This is a genomic window from Nonomuraea sp. NPDC004186 (assembly GCF_053603495.1).
This window is the reverse complement of sequence record NZ_JBSGFQ010000022.1, coordinates 38,655-61,750: the sequence shown is the minus strand read 5'-3', so window position 1 is coordinate 61,750 and position 23,096 is coordinate 38,655. Positions and strand designations below refer to the sequence as shown.

Sequence of the window (23,096 nt, the reverse complement as noted above, 5' to 3'; positions counted from 1 at the left end):
TGGTGTCCGAGAGTCAGCCGGTCTGATCACCGGATCGGACCGATCGGCGTTCCCAGGCCAGGGCCGCGACCACACCGATGGCATAGGCGACCAGGTCCCATGGGTCGGGGAACGCGCCGACCAGGACACCGCCGATCCCCGGCGGGGTCATGCCGACTATTTGGTAGAACTCGACGGCGGCGGCGATCGCGGCCGTGGCCAGGGCGCGGCGTGCGGCGGTGGTGCGCCACAGCAGCCCCAAGAACGCGTAGACCAGCATGGTGGCGGCGACGTCGCTCACGTAACCGCGGACGAACGGTTGTCCCGGGCCCCGGTAGAAGAGGACGAACGCGCCGACGGCGAGGGCGGCGCCACCCAGAAGGACCATGGTGCGGCGCATGAGATTGACATCTTCTCCGAATCTCAACGATCAGGACGACCTGATCATAGAGTTCGTCCGGCCGGGAACGGCCGACGTCTGACATTCCGTAGGCGTCGGCCAGGATCCGGCAGCGGCGCGGCACGTCCATCTCCCGCAACAGCGGATCGGCGTCGACGCCGTCGCGCCCTGTGCCAAGCGGCGGGCTGCATGTCAGCGCGCGTCGCTTCCGCCAACTTGTCAGAAGTCGAATTCGCCGATTTTCGCGCCGCCCACGAAGGCGCGGAAGACCCCTCCGCGCACGATCATCGGCGGGACGTCGGGCTGCTCGGAATCCCGGATCGCGTACCGGTCGCCGCTCAGCTTGGCCGCGTAGAGACAGTCTCCCCCGTCTGGGCCGGAGAGCGTGGACTTCGTCCACTGCGCGGCGTCCAACTCAGCGCGCAACTCGTCACTGATCTTCATACCTTGCCGCCACCTCACGTATTAGCTGCTGGCTCACATGTATGGGATGTGCCCATGTGTGAATTGCGTCATATATGACGTTAACCCGCCTTACCGTCTCCTCGCGAGCGGATACAGCGCCCTGCGCGGCGGCATCGATACTGACGTGATCCGGCATATCGTCACCCTGGGCGAGGGCGAAGCCTCCGAGCACACCTGCTGTGGCGCCCACTTCCAGTGGCACGATCTGGAACGAGACATTGGGCCGCTCGGCCATCTTTAGCAAATGCCTCAGCTGCTCGCGCATCACCTCCTTTCCGCCAACCGGCCGAAGGAGCACGCATTCGTCGATCAGAGCCCAGTACATGGGTGGATTCTCGCGCTCGAACACGGACTGTCGCCGGAGCCGCGTTTCGACGGCTGCTTCGACCCACTCCTCGGTGGCCCACGGTGCGACAGAGAGGATGGCCCGTACATAGCGAGCCGTCTGGAGGAGTCCCGGGACCACGAGCGGTTGCCAGGTTCGGATGGTGTGCGCCTTCTCCTCCACCTTCGGCCACTCGCTGAACCACTTCGGAGTGGACATGACGGTGGTGTTGGGCAGGAGCCCGAAGAGCTCCCCGTTCAGCCCCAGCACCGCCTCGGCCGCCAGGGTGAACTTCTTGCTCGGCCTCCGCTTACCGCGCTCGATCAGGCCGACCAGGCTCTCGCTGCACGAGAGCAGGTCTCCCAGGGCCGTTTGAGAAAGACCTGCCGAGTTACGCGCCTTTTTCAGTACCTCGCCGTAAACCTCTGTCGTCATGTCATCGCCCTTTCGCAGGACCCGGACAAGTGCCAGCACGTCTGTCTGAAAACGGACTGTGACGAGCCGATTACAAAATAGCCCGGCGGCGGCACCCTGGGAAGTGCTTCCAGACACCTGGTCAGCGTGTTGTCCGAGCCAAATATCGGCGTAACAGAACAAAGGCGGTGATTTTGTGCGGGCAGGAACCACATCAGCAGAGCTCGCCGATGTCGTCCTATGGCGCGATACGACGCTGCGCCGAAACGACAGGACGTCGTGGCAGGCGCGGCAGGCGACCGGGCTCTGGCTCACCGGCAGCCATCCGACGGTCCGCTCCGACGCGCTCCAGATCGTCTCCGAACTGGTGGCCAACGTCATCCAGCACGTCCCGGGCGGCAGGCGGCGCGACTGGGTCAAGATCCGGCTGGGCTTCGGCGACGGCTTCGTCCGCCTTGAGGTGATCGACCCGGGCGCTCCGGAACCGGAGCCGCGCTTCGTCCCTCGCCAGTTGGGCCCCCTGGAGGAGTCGGGTCGCGGCCTCGGCATCGTGGCCCGGCTGAGCACCAGCTGCGGCACGCACCTCACCGAGGACGGCCACCGCGTCGTGTGGGCCGACGTTGCAGCGGGCGTGCCGTGACGGCGACCAGGGGATTTCCCGGCTGGCAGATCATCGAAGGCGCCGGAGGCGGCTACATCGCCATCCGCACCGTTCTGGTGTCCGAGCACAGCCCGCTGTCCAACGTACGGTGCGGCGCGACCCTGCCGGAGTTGTTCGAGCATCTGGAGGAGGAAACGCGCGGCAGGGCCAACTCGAACGGACTGCCGGGCAGAGCCCGTGATCGAGCAGGATGACCAGTCAGGCGGTGGCGCCGCCGTCGATCACGTGGTCCTGGCCCACGACGAAGCTCGACTCCGGCGACGACAGCCACAGCGCCGCCGCCGCGACCTCCTCCGGCGTGGCGACCCGGCCGATCGGCAACGCGCCCCTCATGCGCTCGTCCCGCTCCTCCCGGGTCTCGCCGGGCCGCGTCGCCATGGGCGAGTCGATCGGGCCGGGGCTGACGGCGTTGATCCGTACGCCGTCGGCGATGTGGTCGCGGGCGGCGGTGCGGGTCAGGAAGCTCACCCCCGCCTTCGAGGCGGCGTACGCGGCGGCCCCGGGCAGCCGCCAGTGCGCACCCAGGTTGGAGGCCACGTTGACGATGACCCCGCCGCCGTGGGCGCGCATGTGGGCGATCTCGTGCTTCATCGACAGGAACACGCCCTTGAGGTTCACCGCGAGCGCGGTGTCCCAGACGTCCTCGTCGTAGTCGGCCAGCGGCGCGAGCATGCCGAAGACGCCGGCCGCGTTGAGCGCGACGTCGAGACCCCCGTACCGGGAGACCGCGGCCTCGACCATGGCGGCGACGTCGGCCGACCGCGTGATGTCCACGGCGAACGCGCTCGCCCGCCCGCCCCGCTCCTCGATCAGCTTCACGACCTCGGCCAGCCTGGCCGTGTCGCGCCCCGCGACCAGCACGGAAGCGCCCTCACCCGCGTACGCCAGCGCCGCGGCCCGTCCCAGGACGCCGCTCGCGCCGGTGACCAGGGCGACCTTGCCTTCAAAGCGATTCATCTATTCCATACCAATCGTTCTCAAATTTGGACGGCGACCATGGCCTGGTCGACCGCGTCGCGCAGGCGGCGCGGATCGGGGTCGGCCCTGCCGAGCACCCTGATGCCCTGCAGCAGCACGAGCAGGAACCTGGCCAGCGCGTGCGGGTCCTTCCCCGCCGGGATCTCGCCCTGGGCCCGCGCCCGGACCAGGGTGGCGGCGAGCACGGTCTCCAGCCCCGCCCAGCTCTCCGTCACCTTGCGGGACACGGCGGCGTCGCGCGTGGCGAACTCCACCGCCGTGTTCACCACCATGCAGCCCCGCCGCAGCTCGTCGGCCAGGCACTCCGCGACGTACGAGTCGAGGAAGGCCCGGACGGCGGGCAGCGCGGGCCCCGGCTGGGACAGCCGCTCGACCACGTTGTGCTGCTCCAGGTAGCGCTCCAGCGCCTTCAGGTAGAGCTCGCGCTTGCCGCCGAAGGTGCCGTAGATGCTCGCCCGTGCGATCCCGAGGTGCTCCACGAGGTCCGCCATCGACGTCGCCTCGTATCCGCGTTCCCAGAACAGCTCCAGGGCCTTCTGCAACGCGACCTCGGGATCGAACTCCTTGCTCCTCGCCACGGCCCAAAGCTAGCACATTCGAGAACGATCGATCCAGTTACCTAGGAGTGAGCACCCATCGCCAGGAGCCGTCCTTGTCGGAGTCGCGGTTCGCGCTGAGCTGCGTCGTCCGCTGACCGTCCACGCTCACCAGGATCAGCCCGTTGTTGAACTCGCTCTCGCACGACCCGGCACACCCCAGGGCGAGGACGTTGTCGTCGTCGGCCCAGGCGTGCAGCTGCAGCACCTTCTGCCCCCCGACGGGATCGGCCGGCACGCCGCGGCCCAGGACCAGGCGGCCGTTCGGCGAGGTCGCCGAGATGCCCGTGTAGTCCACATACCGGTCCCCTTCAGGCGCTTCGCGCCGCTGACCATCGAGACTGTAGAAGACGCGATCCGGCATGGTGCTGGTGGGCGCCCAGAGCATCGTGCCGTCGAGGCTCCAGCCGAGATCCTGCCGGCCGTTCCCGTTGAAGATCTTGTCGTCGGTGACCATCGCGTCGGCCATCGGCGGCAGCTCGTGGTAGGCGGCCGTGCCTGCCTCGACGTCGACGATGTAGTAGCCGGTACGGGGGCTGTTCCCGGTGTGGCCCAGCTCGTCGCCCTTCCCCCGAAGGATGTCCGGGTAGCCGGAGTACGCCGTGGCCAGGACCTTGGTGCCGTCCGGGGACCACACGACCGACCCGACCGGGTGTTCCAGGTCGATCCACTTGAGGATCTGCCGGGTGTTCAGGTCGAGGATCCCCAGCCGCTTGCTGATCAGCTCCCCCTCCAGCACGGCGGCCACCTGCAGCCCGGGGGCCACGTCCACCCAGGCCCACGAGGTCTTCTCGTAGCCGTCGGTGCGCGGGTCGTACAGCGACCACGTGTACACCACCCGCTGCTGGTCGTCCGAGACCCGCTCCAGGCGGGTGGTGTAGTAGGCGGACACGGCCATGCGTCCCGCGGCGATCAGCTTGACCGGCGGGCTGTGCTCCGTGTCGGTCCGCACGTCGGTCGGCGCGGGCGACGGGCGTGGGGGCAGCGTGACGCCGGTGGCCGCGTGCATGGTGGCCTGCGGGTCGCGCACGTCCGGCCCGGCGCCGCGCAGGCCCACGGCGGACACCGCGATCGCCGCCACCAGTCCTACAGCCAGCACCGCCATGCCGACGGGCTTCCAGGCGCGCCTCCGCAGCGCCCGGTCCGCCAGATCGTGCGGCACCCTCGTCTCGTCGGCCCACTCCTGCAGCGTGTCCCTGAGCAGTCGCGTCATTTGGCCGCCTCCAGTTCCCTGGCCAGTTCGGGGGCGATCTCGCGCAGGCGGGCCAGCGACCTGTGCGCCGTGCTCCTGACCGTTCCGACGGAACAGCCCAGCGCCCGCGCCACGTCCTGCTCGGGCAGGTCCTCGAAATACCGCAGCACCAGCACGGTGCGCTGCCGTGCCGTGAGCCGCGCCAGCGCCGACCGCAACACCATGCGCAGCTCGCTCTGGTGGTTGAGGTCCCGGTCCGCCAGCTCGGGCGGCTCCGCCTGCACCACCTCGCCGCGCCGCCTGCTCGCCCGCCACCAGCTGATCTGCTGGCGGTACATGATCTGCTTGGCGTACGCCTCAGGCGCGTCCACCCGCCGCCACCGGCTCGCCAGCTTCGCCAGCGCGGTCTGCACCAGGTCCTCGGCCGCGTGCTGGTCACCACCGGTGAGCAGGAACCCGAGTCGCATGAGTGCGGGGGAGCGCGCAGAGACGAACTCGCGGAAACGTTGCTCGTCCGCGACGTCCACGATCACCTCCAGGGGTTAGTCGTCACCCCCTCAGACGCCCCCCGGTCACCCCGCTATGCGTCACGGGGCCAGGGGGTTGGGTACGGGGACGGCCCGCATGTCGCCGCCCCCGGCGTTCAGCCAGCGCAGCAGCAGGTTGGCCTTGGCGGGGATGTGCGTGGCGCCCAGCAGATCGCGCAACTCGTCCGGATCCCCGTGATCCTTGCCGCACCCCGTGAACACCGTCCTGGCCCGTGCCCACAGCTCCCCCCGCAACCCCGGATGGCGCTCGGCCAGGGCTCCCGCGATCTCGCAGAGGTTGTTGGTCACCAGGCAGTACACCAGCCGCTCCCACGCCCGCGCACCCCCGACGCCCTTCAGCGACGGGTGCCGCTCCGCGACGAGCTTGACCCCCTCGTGGTCGCGGAAGACGGCCTGCGCGGGAAGCCCGCGCTCGTCCACCGCGATCAGCACGTTCTGCAGATGGCACTCCAGCACGACCCCATGACGGAAATAGGCGTGCAGGAGCGGGGGAACCACGTGATCCAGGTACCGCTCCCACCACACGAGCGCCAGTTCCTCGCCCAGCCCGTCGAGCGGGTTGCCGGGGAAGCCCTCGCTGATCCCCGCCGCGAGCAGCACCGTCAGCCCCGGGCGCACGTGTTCGCGCAGGCCGTCGCGGACGATCACCGCCAGCGCCTCCCCGCCGTCCCGGTCCAGCTCGGCGCTGCGGTAGCCGCGGTCGCGCAGCACGGCGGGCCGGGCCACGTGGTCGGGCAGGTCGTCGAACGCCTGCCCGACGACCTCGGCCACCACGGCCAGCCTGCTCAGGTCGCGCAGCCACAGCCGCCGGATGTCGTTCGTGATCCGCACGTCCAGGCTGAACTTGCAGAACAGGTCCAGCTCGGGCAGGTACACCGTACGGATCGACGAGGTCGGTGAGGCGAGGACCCCGGTGACGCCCACGTGGCGCAGCGGCGGGCCGCCCAGCAGCTCCACCTGCCAGGGATGCGCGGGCAGCAGGGCCAGGCCGTCGCCGGGAGGCGGCCCCAGCCGGTCGAGCGCGCCCGCCTCCCCCACCTCCACCAGCCGCTCGGCCGGCACGCCGAACAGCGGCAGCGCGAAGCTCGCGTACGCCTCCGGCGCGTACGGGAGCCAGGCCCCCGGACCGGACCCGCCGCGGGCCTTGGGCGCGGGGTGGTAGCGATGGCCCGCGACGAGGGCCTGTTCGGAACGCAGGTAGAGGTCCGCGGGCGGCGTCGCGGCCCGCCTGGCGGCCAGCAGGGCGGCCATGACGTCCCGGCTGTGCGTGATCTCGGCGGGCAGCGTGTCGTTGTCGACCCCGGTCCCCGCACGCAGTTCGGCGGCCGTCAGCGCGACCAGGTCGTCCAGGGAGAGGGGGCGCCAGCCGCCGGGCGTCCGCTGCTCGGCCCGGTCCGGGAACCGCCCGCCGCCGACGCGCAGGAGCCGGCCGGTCGCGGGCAGCAGGAAAGCGCCGGCGCGCGCGGGCCGGGCCACTTCGCGGATCAGGCAGTTGAGCAGTGCCGTCGTCGCGAGGTTCGCGGCGTCTGTCTGTGCCTCTCGCGGGAGAGGAAGAAGGCCGTCGGTAGGTGCCATGGCGACCTTATCCCTACCCTTTGTCCCTATTGGTGCCAACAGGGTAGCTACTGGGCGGGTTTCCTGGAAATGGTGGGAATTATGAGGCGTTGGGAGGCGGAATTCGCGGCCGACCTTTCCCTGGTGCGCCCGGAGCTCTCGGCGGCGTACTTCGCGGCCCTCCCGGACGCGCGGGCCGCCGTACTCGGCCGTCTCTGGCGCAGCCTCCTCCACGAACCGCTCCCCGGGCTCCTGGGCACGCGGGGACAGGCCCGCGTCGAGCTGGCGGACGGCCGCGTGCTCACCGGGCCGGCGCGGGAGCCGTACGACCTCGGGGGCGAGCCCGCGCTCTGGCTGGACGGCCACCCCCACACGCACCCCGCCGAACTGCTCGCCGCTCTGGGCCTGCCCGGCACCGCCGGGCTGGTCGAGGACCTGGACAACAGCGTGGCCTCGCTGGCGCTGTCCCGTGCGGAGCCCGCCCGCGTCCCGGTCACGCCCGAGGAGTACGAGCAGAGCGTGGTGGACGGCCATCCGTACCATCCGGGCTGCCGCAGCCGCCCCGGCGTCTCCGTGGCGGAGCAGCTCGCCTACATGCCGGAGCACCGCGCCGTCGTCCGCCTGGACCTGCTCGCGCTGCCCGCCGCGGACTGCCTGGTCACGGGCCCGTGGCCGGCCGCGCTCATGGACGGCGACCGGCTCCTGCTCCCCGTGCACCCCTGGCAGAGCGCCCACGTCCTGCCCGCGCTGGGCCTACGGCCACACGTCACGGGCGCCGTCCCGGCCCGCCCGCTGATGTCCGTACGGACCCTCGCGCCCCTCGACGGCGGCCCGCACGTCAAGACGGCGTTCAGCACCCGGATGACCTCCGGCGTCAGGGACATCTCCCCCGGCTCGGTACGCGACTGCGTCCACCTGTCGGACCTGCTCTCCACCCTGGCCGGCCGGCTGGGCGGGCGGCTCGGCATCGCCCGCTACCTGGCCGGCGCCGCCGGGAAGGTGAACGGCGAGCACAGCCCCGACGTGTCGGCCATGCTCCGCGAGCCGACCGGGAACGCGATCCCCGTCGGCGCCGTCACCCGCGCGACCGTGCGGGACCCGGCGGCCTGGCTGGCCGCGTTCGCCAGCCTGGTCTGGAGGGACGCGCTGGGCCTGCTGGCGCTCGGCGTGGCGCTCGAGGCGCACGGCCAGAACCTGCTCGTCGAGCTCGACCCGGACGGCCTCCCGCGCCGGCTGGTCTACCGCGACCTGGCCGACGTCAGGATCAGCCCCGCCAGGCTCGCCCGCAACGGGATCGAGGTGCCGCCGGTCAGTGCCAGGCTGCTCACCGACGACCCCGGGACGCTGCACGCCAAGCTCTTCGGCGGGCTCGTCGGCACCACCTTCGGCAGCCTGATCGCGCTGTTCTGCCAGGGCGACCGGGCCGCCGAGTCCCGGCTGTGGGACGTCGTGGCCGCGGCCGCTCGCTCCGCGGAGTTCCCGTGCGCCGAGGACCGCGGGGCCCTGTTCGGCCCGCACCTCACGGTCAAGGCCCACCTGCTCGCCCGCCTGGAGGGCGCGCCGCCCGGTGACAGCTGGACCAGGCTGCCCAACCCGCTCGGCGCGTAACGGTCAGGGGGCGAGTTCGGCGACGGGGAGGCGGCGGAAGGCGATGCTCTCGTACGCGCCGAAGTCGCCGGTCTCGAACAGCAGGCCCACCGTGTCCCCGTCCACCCGGACCAGGTCGGAGTAGGCCGCCGGCAGCCCCGACACCGTGTGCGCGACCCGCCAGGTCACCCCCAGGTCGTCGCTGGCGCGTACGGTCATCAGCGCCCGCGCGTCCGGCGCGGCCGGTCCCGAGAACAGGAGCACGTCCGGCGACGAGCACCACAGCGTGCTGCCTTCCACCACCGGCCCCACCAGCCCCGCCTGAGGCCGGAAGGGCAGCAGGAGGGTCTGGCCGCCGTCGGCCGAGTAGGCGTCGGCGCGGGTGCCGGGGGCGGTGGACTCGGTGCGCGTGTTGAGGTAGAGCCGCCCGTCCGGCAGCTCGGTGGCCGTGGTCTCGTTGACGTTGACGTATCCGTCCGGGTTGTCATCGACGTACCCGATGCGCCAGGTCTGGCCGCCGTCGTCGCTCAGCAGCCCGTGGCCGCCGTTGTACTTGCCCTCGGTCCCGTTGTCGGACCCGCCGGGCGGCAGCGAGTGGTTGGCGGGGACCACGATCCGCCCGCTGCGCAGCGCGACGGCGTGGCCGGGAGCGGTCGCGTACCAGCGCCACTCGGAGCGCTTCACGCTGCCGGTGATCTCGCGAGGCGCCGACCACGTGACCCCGTCGTCCGAGCTGACCTGCACGAACACCCGCCGCCCGTCGGCCGCCGCCACCTGGCCGCGCCGGATCTTGTCCTCGGTGGCCTGCGGCCCCTGCCTGACGAAGACCAGCACGATCCGGCCGTCGGCCAGCGCCACGGGCGCGGGGTTGCCCGCGGTGCCCCGGCGCGGCTCCGTGGCGACCACCTGCAGCGCGCCCCACGTCCTGCCGCCGTCCGTGGAGCGCCTGAGCACGACGTCGATGTGGCCGGAATCCCCGGCGGAGGCGTGCCGCCCCTCCGCGAACGCCAGCACGGTGCCCGCCTTCGTCACCACCGCCGCGGGGATCCGGTACGTGTTGTAGCCGTCCGTCCGCTGCCGGTACGGCACTGACGTCGGGTAACGATCCGCCATGCGGGCACGCTACGGCCGCCGGGTGAACGAGACGTGAAGACGAGTGTGACGGGCGGTGGAGGAGGGATGTAAGGGACAGAGGGGGCGTCCAACCGGCCGGTCCCCGGCATGGCCGGGCCGGCGGCATGAAAGAGTTCACCTCATAAGCGAGTGCTCCTGGAGGCGTGGTGGCTGACGAGTTCGACGTCATCGTGATCGGTGCCGGTCCCGCCGGTGAGAACGTCGCGGACCGGGCCGTCCGCGGCGGCCTGACCGCGGCGATCGTGGAGGAGCGGCTGGCCGGCGGCGAGTGCGCCTACTGGGCCTGCGTTCCGAGCAAGGCGCTGCTGCGGCCGGTCGACCTGATGGGCGAGGTGGCGCGGGTCCCCGGGCTGTCGCTGGGGCCCGTCGACGTGGAGGCCGTGCTGGCCCGGCGCGACGAGACCGTCTCGAACTACAACGACTCCGGGCAGGTCGGGTGGATCGAGAGCGTGCCGGCCGAGTTCGTACGCGGGCACGGGCGGCTCGACGGCCCCAAGCGCGTACGCGTCACCACCGAGGACGGCGGCGAGCGGGTGCTGACGGCCCGGCAGGCCGTCGTCCTGGCCATGGGCAGCACGGCGGCCCTCCCCCGGGTTCCCGGGCTGGTCGAGGCGGAGCCCTGGACCAGCCATGAGGTGACCGCGGCCCGCGCCGTCCCCGAGCGGCTGGTCGTGCTCGGCGGCGGCGTGGTCGCCTGCGAGATGGCCCAGGCCATGCACGGGCTCGGCGCGCGGCAGACGACCGTGCTGGTGCGCGGCGGCGGGCTGCTGGCCAGGATGGAGCCGTTCGCGGGAGAGCTGGTGGCCGAGTCGTTCGCGGAGGCGGGCATCGAGGTGCGCACCCGCACCGACGCCGTCAGGATCGAGCGCCCCGAGCCCGGCGGGAAGGTGACGGTCCACCTGCCCGAGGGGCCCCCGGTGGAGGCCGACGAGCTGCTGGTCGCGACCGGCCGCCGGCCCGCGACCGGCGACATCGGGCTGGGCACGATCGGTCTGGCCGACGGGAAGTACGTCGAGGTGGACGACAGCATGCGGGCGACCGGCGTCCCCGACGGCTGGCTGTACGCGGTCGGCGACGTCAACGGGCGCGCGCTGCTCACCCACATGGGCAAGTACCAGGCCAGGATCTGCGGTGACGTGATCGCCGCGCGGGCGCGTGGCGACGAGCTGCCCGCGATGCGGGATCTGGCCGACGGGTTCGGCGCGCCGCAGGTCGTCTTCACCGACCCGCAGGTCTGCGCGGTCGGCAGGACCGAGGCGGTGGCCCGGGAGGACGGGTTCCGGGTGCGCGTGGTGGACTACGAGCTGGGCTCGGTCACCGGGGCGTACCTGATGGGTGACGGCTACCGCGGCCGGGCCAGGGCCGTGGTGGACGAGGACAGGAAGGTGCTGCTCGGCGTCACGTTCGTCGGGCCGGGCACGGCCGAGCTGCTGCACAGCGCCACGATCGCGGTGACGGCCGAGGTGCCGCTGGAGCGCCTCTGGCACGCCGTCCCGTCCTTCCCGACGGTCAGCGAGGTGTGGCTGCGCCTGCTGGAGGCTTACGGCCTCTGACGCCCGGAGGAGTCAGGGGCGGGGGTCGAGAGGCGGGGGTCCTGGGACGACGGCGAGCCGCGGGCCGAGCCGTCCAGCATCAGCTCGGCCACCGTCTCCTCGACGCTCTCCCGCAGCTCCACCCGCGACAGCAGGTCCGTGAGCCGCAGCACTGACAGCAGGTGGTCCGACGGCCGGACCAGGATGATCCGGCCGCTCCCCTGCTCCTCCATCCGCTGCATCGCCATCGCCAGCACCCCAATGACGGACGAGTCGTAAAAATCCAGATCAGCAAGATCGAATACGAGCACGGGCCCCGCACTCCAGCCCCACACCGCGTCGATGCAGGCGCTGAAGCGGACCCGGCCCGCGTGGTCAAGCTCGCCGCCGGCGCGCAGGACCGTGCAATGGAGGTGCCGGATCGTCTCGATGTACAAGCCGTTCCTCACCTAAAAACGACTTCCCCCTGAGCGGGGATATCACGGATTTTCGCGATTTTTTGGGAGCTCCGGGTTGCCGAGCGGCCCGTCCAGCAGCTTGCGCAGGATCGCGGCGAGCGTCTCGGTGTCCTCGGAGGTGAGCGGGGAGGCCAGGCGGGCCAGGTTGGCGGCGTGCTCGGTGAGCGTCTCGTCGATGGTCCGCAGGCCCTCGCCGGTCAGCCGGACGTGGAAGCTGCGCCGGTCGGCGGGGTCGAGGCTGCGCTCGACCAGCCCCGCCGCCTCCAGCCGGTCGAGCCGGTTGGTCATCCCGGCCCGCGACATCATCAGCACCGCCGACAGCTCCGAAGGGATCAGCGTGTACGGCGGGCCGGCCCGGCGCAGCGCGGCCAGCACGTCGAACTCCCCCTGCCGCAGCCCGCGCCGGGTGAGCACCCGGTCGACCCGCGGCTCCAGGACCCGCATCACCTGGGTGAGCCGCCCGAAGACGCCCATGGCCGTCAGATCGAGATCAGGCCGCTCGCGCCGCCACTCCCCGAGGATCCTTTCGACCGCGTCGTCCATGACCCAGGATTTTATTCGAGCAGGGATAGTTCACGCCCGTACTAGTGCGTGGCGCCCGATTCCAGCGTCGGCACCGCGCCCAGGCACTGACCCATGATCACCAGGTACGGCGAGTTCGTGGGGCTGGGCAGCGTGAGCTCGGTGACGTTGCCGTCCGTACGCAGCTCGGGCAGCCCCAGGTCCCCGTCCCTGATGCTGATGACCCGCTCCACCGGCGGCGCCGCGATGCCCAGCAGTTTCCTGGTGGCGTGCCGCATCCAGCGCCACTCGCTGTTGACCCGCCGCCAGGTCGCGGGGATGAGGCTGGCCGGCTCCGCCTTCGTGCCCAGCCGGAGCGTGAGGCGGCCACTCGACCCGAACGTGTCCTTCAGCACCGGGTTGACCACGAACATGCCCGCGCGCAGCACGCGCGTGCCCTGCCGGTTGCGGTTGGCCAGGCCGCCCGCGCTGATCAGCGAGGACACCTCGCAGCGCAACCCGTCGAGCGTGTCGGGGTCGAAGTCCACCGCCGGCGGCTCCTCGAACACCACCTTGTCCAGCCGTAGCCCGGCCACGCCGTCGGCCACCACGTGCCCCGACACGGCCTGGCGGACCTCCTCGCTGACCCCCTCGCCCTCCGCGATGTCGAGCACCTCGACGCAGATCAGCCCGTCGTCGGGGATCTCCTCCGCCGTCAGGTCGAAGGCCACCTGGGCGTGCGCCCGCCGGCCCCTGAGCAGCACGCACTGGCGCAGCCGCCCCTGGGAACGCACCTGCACCAGGCGCGGCTGCAGGCCGACCAGGTCGGTCTTGCCGGCGTCCCAGCCGCTCACGGACCGATCGTCGGTCGACAGCGACACCAGCACCCGCAGCGCGCGCCCCTGCGCCGAGACCTTGAACCCGGCCAGCCCCGAGGTCTCGAACCTGCCCACGATCGAACTGCCGCGCTGCAGCCTGTCGGTCACCTGCAGCGCGGCGATCTGGCCGCTGCGCACGTGGACGGGCGGGATCGCGGGGAGGATCAGCTGGTCCAGCTCGGTGGCGGATCCTGGGGTGCTCATGGGGTGCTCCTCGTGAATGACGACTCTTCCGGCTCGTGGAAGCTGCTCATGGGGTCTTCGTCGGTGCGGACGACATCGCCGAACCGCGGGAACCGGTCAAAGGCGTTCCTGATGAACGGCCCCGCCGGGTCGTGGAAGTCGAACCGCGTGAGCATGGGTTCGCGCCTGGTCCACATGCGGGCGACCGCGCTGTAGAGAGGGTCGCCGTCGCGCTCCACGTGCCACAGGTTCACGGCCAGCGCCCGCGCGTAGTCGACGCCGTACTCCCAGTGCGGCAGGAGCTGGGTGGGCACGTCCGCGCCGCAGCGGCGCAGCCAGAGCCACAGGCGGGCGCGGTCGCGCTGCTCGGGCTCCAGGATGGACTCGCCCTTCTCGTGCTTGGCGATGGCCTCGTCCAGCCACAGGCGGATGTCCGACGGGTCGCGCGCCACGTGCGTGCCGCCGCAGGCGCTCCCCACCGACCAGCCCGCCTGGACGACCGGGATGCCGAACGCGGGCAGGTCGCTGTCGCCGAACGTGACGCACACGTCCGCCATGCTCCACAGGAGGTTCGTGGACAGGGCTCCCGTCACGCACCTCACCCGGGAGTGCGGGTAGCCGACGGGGTCGAGGAACAGCCAGTTCGCCGACGGATCCGACGAGGCGAAGTCCACCGTCGACTGGAACAGCTCGGTGTCCTCGCCCGGCGTGTGGCCGAAGACCGCGATGGTCGGCCGCCGCGGGTCCAGGCCCAGACGGGCGCAGCCGTAGTCGCGCAGCTGGTTCCGCTCGGTCTCCGTGCGGATCTGGTAGCCGCTCTTGGCCCGCCAGGCCGTCCGCTCCGCGCCCGGCCTGATCGTGTCCCGGTACGGCCAGACGTGCCGCTCGAAGAACGCGCCGACCCTGGCGGGCAGCTCCTCGCGGAACGAGCAGGGCCCCTGGTCGGGGAAGATCGCGTACGCCTTCAGCGACCCCGTCCCGTGGACGTGCACGACCGGGATGTCCCTGATCACGTACGGATCCGCCCGGCTGGTGACCAGCGCGGCCGGCGGCACCCGCGGCCGCCCGTCCCCCTCGGCCCCGAACATCTCCGCCAGCCTCCGCCACTCGGGCTCGACCAGCGCGAACAGCCGCGCGGAGAGCAGCTCGCAGACCGCCTTCGCGACCATGAGCGTCCGTACCACGACTCTGATGTCCTGGTCGAACGCCTCGGCCACGACGCAGCTCTCACCGCTGGGGCTCTCGCCCCAATATGTCCTCGCAGCGGCGAGCAACCGATCGAAATGCTCGCCATCTCCGGCACGACGCATAAGTCCCCCCACCATGACCGGCAGGAAACAGACATTGCCAGACGGGCGGACGATCACCCGCGCGTCAACACGCTTCTTTGCCCGCACCTGGCAGAAACTGAAGATCGTCACAGGCGCCACAGGCGCCCCACCCGGCACGATCCGGCGTAACGACGCCAGAGCCGGAAAAATCCCGCTTCCCGCGCGAACAAAACTGCCCCATGCGGCGTCCAAGCTTTTACCGAGAGCACGTCATGGCGGGGTTTAGGATGCACCCTAATGCCACGAGGGGGAGGTTTTACAACCATGGGTTCCCGTTTGTCGAGTATCGCGCGCCTGACCGGGGCGGCGGCAGCGGCCGGTGTAGTGGCCGCGGCCATCGCACTGCCCGCGGTCGGAGGCACCGGAGCGATGTTCGTCTCGGCATCCGAGGACCTAGGCCTCAAGGCGCGGGACCTCAAGGAGCCGCCCCTCGCGGAGAAGACGACGGTGCTCGACTCCACGGGCAAGCCGATCGCGACGTTCTACGAGGAGTACCGCGAGAACGTCAAGCTCGACGACATCGCCGAGATCATGAAGACGGCCATCATCTCGATCGAGGACTACCGCTTCTACGAGCACGGCCCGATCGACATCGAGGGCACCGTCCGCGCCCTGGCCAAGAACCTCACCTCGGGCGGCATCGCCCAGGGCGGCTCGTCCATCACCCAGCAGTACGTCAAGCAGGTGCTGCTCAACTCGGCGAGCACCACCAAGGAGAAGAACGCGGCCCTCGAGGCCAGCTACGCCCGTAAGCTCAACGAGCTGCGCTACGCGATGGCGATCGAGGAGAAGTACACCAAGAACGAGATCCTCGAGAAATACCTGAACATCGCGTACTTCGGCGCCCGGGCCTACGGCATCGAGGCGGCCGCGAAGCGCTTCTTCGGGGTCAAGGCCGCCGACCTGACCCTGTCCCAGGCCGCCACCCTGGCCGGCGCCGTGCAGGACCCGCTCCAGACCGACCCCAGCCGGGGCAAGGAGTTCAAGGAGCGGCTGCTTTTCCGGCGCAACGTCGTGCTCGACCGGATGGCCGAGCTGAAGAAGATCACGCCGGAGCAGGCCGCCGAGGCCAAGAAGACCAAGCTCGGCTACAAGGGCACCCCGCTGCCCGGTGGCTGCGAGGCCAGCGACTACCCGTACTTCTGCATGTACGTCCGCAACGAGATCCTCAGCAACAAGGACTTCGGCAAGACGAAGAAGGCCAGGACCCAGTTCCTCAACCGGGGCGGCCTGACCATCCAGACCACGCTCGACCCGAAGATGCAGAAGGCCGCCGAGCAGGCGATCAAGAAGCACGTGTTCGCCTCCGACAACCCGGTCGCCTCCGAGGCGCTCGTCCAGCCGGGCACCGGCGCGATCAAGGCCATGGCCGCCAGCCGCAAGTACGGCACCAACAAGCGCAAGAACGAGATGTCCTACAACCTCGTCGCCGACGCGGTGCACGGCGGCGGCACCGGCTTCCAGGCCGGCTCGACGTTCAAGACGTTCACCCTGCTCACCGCCCTCAAGCAGGGAATGAAGATCAACGACGGGATCTCGGTGGGCAGCGGCTACCGCGCTCCGGCCTTCTGGTCGTTCAAGAACTGCAAGGGCCAGAACATGGGCGAGCCCAGCTTCACCGTCACCAACGCCGAGGGCGGCGGCGGTGGCTTCAAGTCGCTGGCCACCGGCACCTGGGGCTCGGTCAACACCTTCTTCATGGCGCTGGAGCAGAAGGTGGGCCTGTGCAACGTGGTCAAGACGGCCAAGTCGCTGGGCATCGAGCGCTCCGACGGGCAGGACCTGCAGGAGTTCGAGACGTTCACGCTCGGCATCAACGAGATGGACCCGGTGACCGTGGCCAACGCGTACGCCGCTATCGGCGCGCGCGGCAAGTACTGCGAGCCGATGGCCATCTCCTCGATCAAGGACCGCGACGGCAAGGTCACGAACTACAAGCCCAAGTGCAAGCAGGCGCTCGACGCGGAGGTCGCGGACGCCGCCTCGAGCATCCTCTCCGGCGTGTTCACCAAGGGCACCATGAAGGGCGTCGGCGGCATCGGCCGACCGGCCGCCGGCAAGACCGGCACCACGGACGAGCAGTCCACCGCCTGGTTCGCCGGGTTCACCCCCGACCTCGCGGGAGCGGTCAGCATCGGTGACCCGCGCGGCGCGGTGACGCACAAGCTGAACCGCATCACCATCGGCGGCCGGTACTACCCCTCGGTCTTCGGGGCCTCCATCCCGGGCCCGATCTGGAAGGACACCATGCTGTCCGCGCTCAAGGGCATCCCGGCGACGGACTTCACCCCGGTGAACACCGCGCGCTTCGGCGGCTGCGGTTCGAGCTGCCAGCCCCAGCAGCCGGTGCGCCCCCAGCCGGACGACACGGACGGGGGCCTCGACGAGGCAGAGATCGGCACCAACGTGACTCAATGACCGGATAGGGCGAAATCAGACACGCAAATATTGCGCGATCAACGTTCGGCACAAAAACAACTGTTGGTTATCAGGGCCTCTAGCTGAGCAAATTCGGAGTGCGTCCGCACAGTGGGACGCACTCCCAGCAAAGGCCCTATTAACAGCGCCGAAACATTGGTAACGTGGGAGCGCTCCCAGGATCTTTTCCGCGAGGTGCTCCATGACCGAGCAGCCCACACTGGCACAGGTGGCGGCCGCTGCAGGGGTTTCCCCCGCGACCGCATCTCGAGTCCTCACGGGCTCGGTGCGGGTCAGTACCTCGACCCGCCGGCAAGTCTACGACGCCGTGTCCCGCATGGGATACGTCCGCCAACGAGCCCCCCGGGGAACGGCCGCCAAGACCATGGCCGACGGCGTCACGGCGGTGATCTGCGACCACCTCCCACGCCTGTTCTCCGAACCCTACTACGCACGGCTCCTGTCCGCCGCAGGGGCCGTGATCGCCGAACACGGCACCCATCTCATGGTGACCACCGTCACGCCCACGTCGTCCGTACTGCCGGTGCTGTCCGGCGCGGTGCTGATCGTGGGCGCGCGCGAGCGGCACCCCCTGGCGATCAAGTTGTCCACCTCGGGCGTCCCCGTGCGCAACATCGGCCGCCCGCCACACGATCTCAAACTCCCGTACGCCGACGTGGACAACCTCGACGGCGGCCGCCAGGCGGCGGAACACTTCCTGTTATCCGGCCGCCGCAACGTCGCCGCCATCGGCGGACCACCGTCCTTACCCGGCGCGCGCGACCGATTAGAAGGCCTGGTACGCACCCTGCAGGCGGCGGGCGCACCCGACGTTCCCGTGGCCTACGGGGACTTCACCGCGGCCTCCGGCACCCACGCCATGCAGTGGCTGTTACGCCACGCCCCAGGTCTGGACGCCGTCTTCGTCGCCTCGGACCTGATGGCGGCAGGCGCGATCCAGGCACTGCGCAGGGCCGGGCGCAAGGTGCCGGCGGACGTGGCGGTGATCGGGTTCGATGACGCCCCGGTCGCCAGGCACACCGTCCCGGCCCTGACCACCATCCGCCAGCCCGTCGAGGAGCTCGCCACCGTCGCCACCCGGCTGCTCCTGACGGGGGCCGCGGGGATCGACCCCATACTCCCTACGGAACTGGTCGTCCGTGAGTCGGCTTGAGCCGGGGGACATACTGGCCCGCAGGTATCTGTTGCTGGATCCGCTGGCCCGCGGGGGCATGTCGGTCATCTGGCGTGCCTTCGACCAGTCGCTGCACCGGATGATCGCCGTCAAGGTGCTCACCGCCTCACTTCATGCCGGCGGCGGCGAGCGCATGAGCGCCCGCAGCGAGGCGCGCGCCGCCGCCCGGTTCATCCACCCCGACTCCATCGACATCTACGACTACGGCGAGACCGTCACCACGAACGGCGGCGTCGCCGCCTACGTGGTGATGCCGCTGCTCGACGGCATGCCGCTGGCCGAGCGCATCGAGCAGGGGCCGCTGCCGTGGACCGAGGCGGCGGCCATCGCGCTGCGGCTGGCCCGGGTCCTGATGGCCGGGCACGCCCGCGGCCTGGTCCACCGGGACGTCACGGCCGAGAACGTGCTGCTCACCGCCGACGGGCCCAAGCTGCTCGACTTCGGCATCGCGGCCTGGGCCGGAGACCCCGACGACGACCGCGGCACCCCTCCCTACGTCGCCCCCGAGCGGCTGCTCGGCGCGCCGACCCATCCCGCGGTCGACGTGTACGCCCTCGGCGTGCTGCTGCACACCATGCTCACCGGGCGGACGCCGTACCCGGAGACGACGTGGGAGGAGATCGAGGCCGCGCGCAGGACGTATCCCCCGCCCCGCGTCGCCGGTGTGCCGTACTCCGTGGCCACGCTCTGCCAGCGCTGCCTGGCGGACCGGCCGGACCGGCGGCCGACCGCGGCCGAGATCGTCTCGGCGCTGACCTCCGCGCTGAGCGCGGCGACCCTCGGGCGGCACGTCAGACGTGGCCTCACGGTCGCCGGTTCGGCGGCCGTCGCGCTCTCGGCCCTGCTGTGGTTCCAGCAGACGGGACTCCAGCAGGAGCAGCAGAAGCCGCAGCCGGAGGTGACGGTCAAGGCACCGCCGACCGCCAGGCTGATCGAGAGCACGCCGGCCACGGCCGCCACCGTCGAGCAGGCCGTGGACGGCTTCAACACGGTGCTGGAGGCCAGGACGCCGTGCGGCGCGACCGACGCGGACGTGGTGCTGGACCTCAAACAGGTGCTGCACGCCGCGGTGGGACCGCACGGCCCGTCGGTGTCGAGGACGGACAACCTGCGCCAGAAGCTGTCCGACCGCTTCGGCGAGGGGCGGCTCGCGCCCGCCTGCCTGAGCGAGCTGCAGGCCAGGCTCGACGACATCGACGCCGCGCTGGATCGTGATTGAGGAGGGGTACGGCAGCACCCGCCGTACCCCTCAATACGCGGTCCGTACCCCTCGCAAAGCACGCCGCGTGCCACATCCCCTGATGGGAGCGCTCCCAGACTAGCGCCTGCAACCGGCTATGACCAAGATCGAATGAAACTTTCACAGCGCGTTGTCGACGTCGTGCGGGGCGTGATTCAATGCGCTGGCCGGGCGGGCTGCTCGTGGGCAGGTTTCCTCATTCGTCAGCGCAAGGGAATCCCCATGAGGTTATTCAAGTCGGCGGCGATCACCGCCGTCATGGTTCTGATCACGACTGTCCTGATGGTGCCCACGCAGGCACTGGCGCACGGGGTGTCGATGTTCCCCGCGGCGAGGACGTTCCTGTGCTGGCAGGACGGCCTGCGGGAGAACGGCCAGATCATCCCCTACAACCCCGCGTGCGCGGCGGCCGTCGCGCAGAGCGGCACGACCCCGCTGTACAACTGGTTCGCGGTGCTGCGTTCCGACGGCGGGGGCCGGACCACCGGGTTCATCCCCGACGGGCAGCTCTGCAGCGGCGGCACCGGCGGTCCCTACGACTTCTCGGCCTACAACGCGGTGCGCAGCGACTGGCCGCTCACCCACCTGACCTCGGGCGCCACCATCCAGATGCGGCACAGCAACTGGGCCAAGCACCCCGGCGTCTTCAACTACTACGTCACCAAGAACGGCTGGAACCCCAACGGGCCGCTGAAGTGGTCCGACCTGGAGTCGTTCGGCAGCGCCACCAACCCGCCGGACACCGGACCCGCCGGCGCGCTCAACTACTACTACTGGAACGCCCAGCTCCCGTCCGGCAAGACCGGCCGGCACATCATCTACACGATGTGGGTCCGCTCCGACAGCAACGAGAACTTCTACAGCTGCTCCGACGTCGTCTTCGACGGCGGCAAGGGCGAGGTCACCGGCGTCGGCCCCGGCCAGGGCACCCCCACCGCCACCCCGACGGTGACGCCGACGGTCACGCCGACGGCCAACCCGGGCGCCTGCACCGCCACGTGGAAGGCCACGGACACCGGCTGGGCCGGCCACTTCCAGGGCGAGGTGACCGTGAAGAACACGAGCACCTCGTCGATCAACGGCTGGTCGGTCAAGTGGACCTACTCCGGCGGCCAGGGCTTCGACGGCTCGCCATGGAACGGCGTGCTGTCCGGGCAACCGCCCAACGTGGTGGTCAAGAACGCCACCTACAACGGGCAGCTCGCGCCGAACGCGACCACTTCGTTCGGCTTCAACGCCACCGGTTCGATCCCCAACCCGGCCCCGGCCCTGACCTGCACCAGCCCGTGATCAAATCACGTCGCGGGCTTGCCGCGGCACTCGTCACCCTGGCCAGCCTGACCCTGGCCGGGGTGATGTTTTTCGCCGCCCGCCAGCCGTCATCCCAGCTGAACCAGGAGCTCGCCGCCCAGGTGACGCTCATCCTCGAACAGTCCTCGCCCGACGAGCACCACGCGCACGGCCACGACTTCGACTCGCGCGTCGTGTGCGCCGTGGAGCCCTTCGGGTTCGATCCGCCCGACGCGACCTCCCTCGTCGAGGTGAAGTGGGTCTACGCCCGCCACATGTGCGCGATCACCGGCGCGGGCACCGACTGGGCCACCTCCGTACGGGCCGCGGGCCCGATCGCGGTGCGCGTCGGCATCCCTCCCCTGGTCCGGGTGCCGGAGCCGGGCGTGGGCTATCCGGACCGCGTCAAGCGGCTCATCCCGGCCCGCTACCACGAGGCGGCCTTCGCCGAGTTCCAGGACGAATCGGCGATCGACGCCGCCCGCGAGCGCTTCGCCGAGGCCGTCAAGACCCAAGCCAAGTAATACAACGGACGCGGCCGGCTGGAGGTACCGGCCGCGTCCGTCCCATCCGGGCGGGATGGTGTCGTGGGGCAGGGATGTTCTTTCGCCTCACCTCCTCATACGCAGCGATACGACGGGCGGTTCAGTTGGCACACGCGTAGCCGGACGGCACGGACGTGTTACCGCTGGGCCGGCTCGCCTGCACGCCGAAGCTCGTGCTGCCGTTGGGCGCGAGCGTGCCGTTGTAGCTCAGGTTCTTGGCCGTCACGGTCTGGCCGCTGACCGTCACCGCGGCGTTCCAGGAGCCGGTGAGCGTGTGGCCGGCCGGCAGCGTGAAGGTCACCGTCCAGCTCGACTTGGTCGAGGTGCTGGTGTTGGTCACGGTCACGGGCTGCACGACGTACCCGGTGCCCCACTGGCTCTGCACGGTGCCGGAGGCGGTGCAGCCGCCGCCGGTGCCGCCGCCGCTGAGCGTGGTGAACGACGCCGTCGGCGAAGCGGCGGACTGGTTGCCTGCCGCGTCCCTGGCCTTGACGTTCACCTGGTACGTGGTCGCCGGCGACAGCCCGGTCAGCGTGATCGAGTTCGTCGCGGTCGAGCCGAGCGAGGTCCCGGTCGAGGTGTAGACGTCGTAGCCGGTCACGCCGACGTTGTCCGTGGAGGCCGTCCAGGACAGGTTCGCCCCCGACGAGGTGATGCCGGACGCCGACGGGGTGCCGGGCGTGCTCGGCGGGGTCGGGTCGGTGGTGCCGCCGCCGTAGATCGAGGCCTGCTTGGAGGTGGCGGCGATGCCGTTGGCGCCGTTGAACAGCCGCCGGCCCCAATCCGTGAGCTGGGTGACGTCGAAGTTGGTGACCTGGTCGAGGTATTCGACGCCGCCGCCGTTGCCGCTCCACGACCAGCCCAGGTAGCCGAGGCCGCGGCTCACGGACTGGGCCATGATCGTGTCCTCGTCCGGGTTGCCGTCGGAGTGGTTGAAGCCGAACTCGCCGACGACCAGCGGCAGCCCCGCGGTCTTGAACGCGTCCATGTACGCGTTGATCTCCGCGGCCGTGTCGAAGACGCCGTACATGTGGATGGAGAAGATCGTGTTCTTGTTCGGGTCGCTGTCGAAGACCGCCCGCGCGTTGTCGCGCATGCCGAACTGCCAGTCCTGACCCCAGTTGGGCGCGTCCACCATCAGCGCGTGCTGGAAGCCGTTGCTGCGCAGCTTCTGGATCGCGGCCGTGGTGGCGGCGGCCCAGCCCGGGGTGACGGCGTTGTTGCCGATCGGCTCGTTGCCGATGTTGACGATGACGTAGTCCTCCTGGCCGACCAGGGCGGACTTGACGCTGATCCAGTAGTTGGCGGCCTGGTCGAGGGTGTAGGCGCCGCTCTGCTCGCCGTACCCGGTGGTGTCGTGGTTCTCCAGCACGCAGATGAGCTTGTTCTGCTTGCAGAGGGAGACGACGTTGGCCACGTCGGAGACGCTGTTGGGGGTCCAGCGGCCGCCGCTCAGCACGACCCGCACGGTGTTGGCCTTCAGCGACTTGATGTCCGCGAACGCCTTGGTCTGCGTCGCGTACCACGTGTGCGCGTGGCTGGTGCCGCGCATGACGAACTCCTGGCCGTTGGCCTCGACGATCTTCGTACCGCTCACGTGAATGCCGACGGCGGCGTTCGCGGGGGCGACGGGGGCGACGAAGAAGGCGAGAAGGCAGGCCAGCGCGGTGATCACTGATCTCATGTGCTGCC

Annotated in this window: 23 protein-coding genes; 9 read left to right on the top strand and 14 right to left on the bottom strand. The window is 70.5% G+C overall.

Annotation, left to right across the window (positions count from 1 at the left end; translation table 11 throughout):
• Positions 1–13 precede the first annotated feature (13 nt).
• The 3 genes from ACWEPL_RS19955 to ACWEPL_RS19945 form a co-directional block, all read right to left on the bottom strand.
• Positions 14–379: a DUF2809 domain-containing protein gene (locus tag ACWEPL_RS19955; RefSeq protein WP_452437044.1), complete on the bottom strand. Its 366-nt coding sequence runs from the start codon at positions 377–379 to the stop codon at positions 14–16.
• A gap of 219 nt (positions 380–598) precedes the next feature.
• The gene (locus tag ACWEPL_RS19950; protein WP_397224414.1) at positions 599–823 is read right to left on the bottom strand and encodes a DUF397 domain-containing protein; all 225 of its coding nucleotides are present in this window, start codon (positions 821–823) and stop codon (positions 599–601) included.
• A complete protein-coding gene (locus ACWEPL_RS19945) occupies positions 810–1,604 on the bottom strand; it encodes a helix-turn-helix domain-containing protein (protein WP_452437043.1) in 795 nt (264 codons plus the stop codon). Before ACWEPL_RS19945 ends, ACWEPL_RS19950 begins: the two co-directional genes overlap by 14 nt.
• 175 nt (positions 1,605–1,779) lie before the next feature.
• On the opposite strand from ACWEPL_RS19945, the gene ACWEPL_RS19940 reads away from it, so the two are divergent.
• Positions 1,780–2,223, top strand: coding sequence for an ATP-binding protein (locus ACWEPL_RS19940; RefSeq protein ID WP_452437042.1), 444 nt, complete (start codon positions 1,780–1,782; stop codon positions 2,221–2,223).
• Positions 2,220–2,438, top strand: coding sequence for a hypothetical protein (locus tag ACWEPL_RS19935; RefSeq protein WP_452437041.1), 219 nt, complete (start codon positions 2,220–2,222; stop codon positions 2,436–2,438). The genes ACWEPL_RS19940 and ACWEPL_RS19935 overlap by 4 nt, the downstream gene beginning before the upstream one ends.
• A gap of 4 nt (positions 2,439–2,442) precedes the next feature.
• Here the strand turns inward: ACWEPL_RS19935 and ACWEPL_RS19930 are convergent, their stop codons facing one another.
• Genes ACWEPL_RS19930 through ACWEPL_RS19910 form a run of 5 tightly spaced genes read right to left on the bottom strand, consistent with a single transcriptional unit; the run spans position 2,443 to position 7,133 of the window.
• Complete coding sequence (locus ACWEPL_RS19930; protein WP_363977906.1) at positions 2,443–3,201, bottom strand: SDR family NAD(P)-dependent oxidoreductase; 759 nt, start codon at positions 3,199–3,201, stop codon at positions 2,443–2,445.
• A gap of 20 nt (positions 3,202–3,221) precedes the next feature.
• Positions 3,222–3,800, bottom strand: coding sequence for a TetR/AcrR family transcriptional regulator (locus ACWEPL_RS19925; RefSeq protein ID WP_355193694.1), 579 nt, complete (start codon positions 3,798–3,800; stop codon positions 3,222–3,224).
• A gap of 37 nt (positions 3,801–3,837) precedes the next feature.
• Positions 3,838–5,031 carry a hypothetical protein gene (locus tag ACWEPL_RS19920; RefSeq protein WP_452437040.1) on the bottom strand — a complete coding sequence of 398 codons (1,194 nt, stop codon included), beginning with the start codon at positions 5,029–5,031 and terminating at the stop codon, positions 3,838–3,840.
• A complete protein-coding gene (locus tag ACWEPL_RS19915) occupies positions 5,028–5,543 on the bottom strand; it encodes a SigE family RNA polymerase sigma factor (RefSeq protein WP_449897456.1) in 516 nt (171 codons plus the stop codon). The genes ACWEPL_RS19920 and ACWEPL_RS19915 overlap by 4 nt, the downstream gene beginning before the upstream one ends.
• Positions 5,544–5,597: 54 nt before the next feature.
• Positions 5,598–7,133, bottom strand: coding sequence for an IucA/IucC family C-terminal-domain containing protein (locus ACWEPL_RS19910; protein ID WP_452437039.1), 1,536 nt, complete (start codon positions 7,131–7,133; stop codon positions 5,598–5,600).
• Between the two features lie 81 nt (positions 7,134–7,214).
• Here ACWEPL_RS19910 and ACWEPL_RS19905 point away from each other — a divergent pair, with 81 nt between their 5' ends.
• A complete protein-coding gene (locus ACWEPL_RS19905; protein WP_452437038.1) occupies positions 7,215–8,720 on the top strand; it encodes an IucA/IucC family protein in 1,506 nt (501 codons plus the stop codon).
• A 3-nt stretch (positions 8,721–8,723) separates the two neighbouring features.
• Here ACWEPL_RS19905 and ACWEPL_RS19900 read toward each other — a convergent pair whose 3' ends face one another.
• Complete coding sequence (locus ACWEPL_RS19900; RefSeq protein ID WP_364245290.1) at positions 8,724–9,812, bottom strand: sialidase family protein; 1,089 nt, start codon at positions 9,810–9,812, stop codon at positions 8,724–8,726.
• Between the two features lie 167 nt (positions 9,813–9,979).
• Here ACWEPL_RS19900 and ACWEPL_RS19895 point away from each other — a divergent pair, with 167 nt between their 5' ends.
• Positions 9,980–11,386, top strand: coding sequence for a dihydrolipoyl dehydrogenase family protein (locus ACWEPL_RS19895; protein WP_363977888.1), 1,407 nt, complete (start codon positions 9,980–9,982; stop codon positions 11,384–11,386).
• Here ACWEPL_RS19895 and ACWEPL_RS19890 read toward each other — a convergent pair.
• Genes ACWEPL_RS19890 through ACWEPL_RS19875 form a run of 4 tightly spaced genes read right to left on the bottom strand, consistent with a single transcriptional unit; the run spans position 11,374 to position 14,695 of the window.
• Entirely contained in the window at positions 11,374–11,814 is a 441-nt protein-coding gene (locus ACWEPL_RS19890) for an STAS domain-containing protein (protein ID WP_452437037.1), read from the bottom strand. The genes ACWEPL_RS19895 and ACWEPL_RS19890 overlap by 13 nt on opposite strands.
• Before the next feature lie 30 nt (positions 11,815–11,844).
• A complete protein-coding gene (locus ACWEPL_RS19885; RefSeq protein ID WP_452437036.1) occupies positions 11,845–12,366 on the bottom strand; it encodes a MarR family winged helix-turn-helix transcriptional regulator in 522 nt (173 codons plus the stop codon).
• A gap of 41 nt (positions 12,367–12,407) precedes the next feature.
• On the bottom strand, positions 12,408–13,406 hold the full coding sequence (locus ACWEPL_RS19880) for a hypothetical protein (protein ID WP_363977879.1): 999 nt from the start codon (positions 13,404–13,406) through the stop codon (positions 12,408–12,410).
• The gene (locus tag ACWEPL_RS19875) at positions 13,403–14,695 is read right to left on the bottom strand and encodes a hypothetical protein (RefSeq protein WP_449897437.1); all 1,293 of its coding nucleotides are present in this window, start codon (positions 14,693–14,695) and stop codon (positions 13,403–13,405) included. The genes ACWEPL_RS19880 and ACWEPL_RS19875 overlap by 4 nt, the downstream gene beginning before the upstream one ends.
• Positions 14,696–14,992: 297 nt before the next feature.
• Here ACWEPL_RS19875 and ACWEPL_RS19870 point away from each other — a divergent pair, with 297 nt between their 5' ends.
• From ACWEPL_RS19870 to ACWEPL_RS19850, 5 genes are all read left to right on the top strand, one after another.
• Positions 14,993–17,134, top strand: coding sequence for a transglycosylase domain-containing protein (locus tag ACWEPL_RS19870; protein ID WP_452437035.1), 2,142 nt, complete (start codon positions 14,993–14,995; stop codon positions 17,132–17,134).
• 202 nt (positions 17,135–17,336) lie between these two features.
• A complete protein-coding gene (locus ACWEPL_RS19865; protein WP_363977870.1) occupies positions 17,337–18,308 on the top strand; it encodes a LacI family DNA-binding transcriptional regulator in 972 nt (323 codons plus the stop codon).
• Positions 18,295–19,548 (top strand): serine/threonine-protein kinase, encoded by a 1,254-nt coding sequence (locus tag ACWEPL_RS19860; protein WP_452437034.1) that lies wholly within the window; start codon positions 18,295–18,297, stop codon positions 19,546–19,548. Before ACWEPL_RS19865 ends, ACWEPL_RS19860 begins: the two co-directional genes overlap by 14 nt.
• A gap of 243 nt (positions 19,549–19,791) precedes the next feature.
• Positions 19,792–20,859 carry a lytic polysaccharide monooxygenase gene (locus ACWEPL_RS19855; RefSeq protein WP_452437033.1) on the top strand — a complete coding sequence of 356 codons (1,068 nt, stop codon included), beginning with the start codon at positions 19,792–19,794 and terminating at the stop codon, positions 20,857–20,859.
• Complete coding sequence (locus tag ACWEPL_RS19850) at positions 20,856–21,383, top strand: hypothetical protein (RefSeq protein WP_363977861.1); 528 nt, start codon at positions 20,856–20,858, stop codon at positions 21,381–21,383. The genes ACWEPL_RS19855 and ACWEPL_RS19850 overlap by 4 nt, the downstream gene beginning before the upstream one ends.
• A 121-nt stretch (positions 21,384–21,504) precedes the next feature.
• Here the strand turns inward: ACWEPL_RS19850 and ACWEPL_RS19845 are convergent, their stop codons facing one another.
• Entirely contained in the window at positions 21,505–23,088 is a 1,584-nt protein-coding gene (locus ACWEPL_RS19845; protein ID WP_452437032.1) for a cellulase family glycosylhydrolase, read from the bottom strand.
• Between the last annotated feature and the right edge of the window lie 8 nt (positions 23,089–23,096).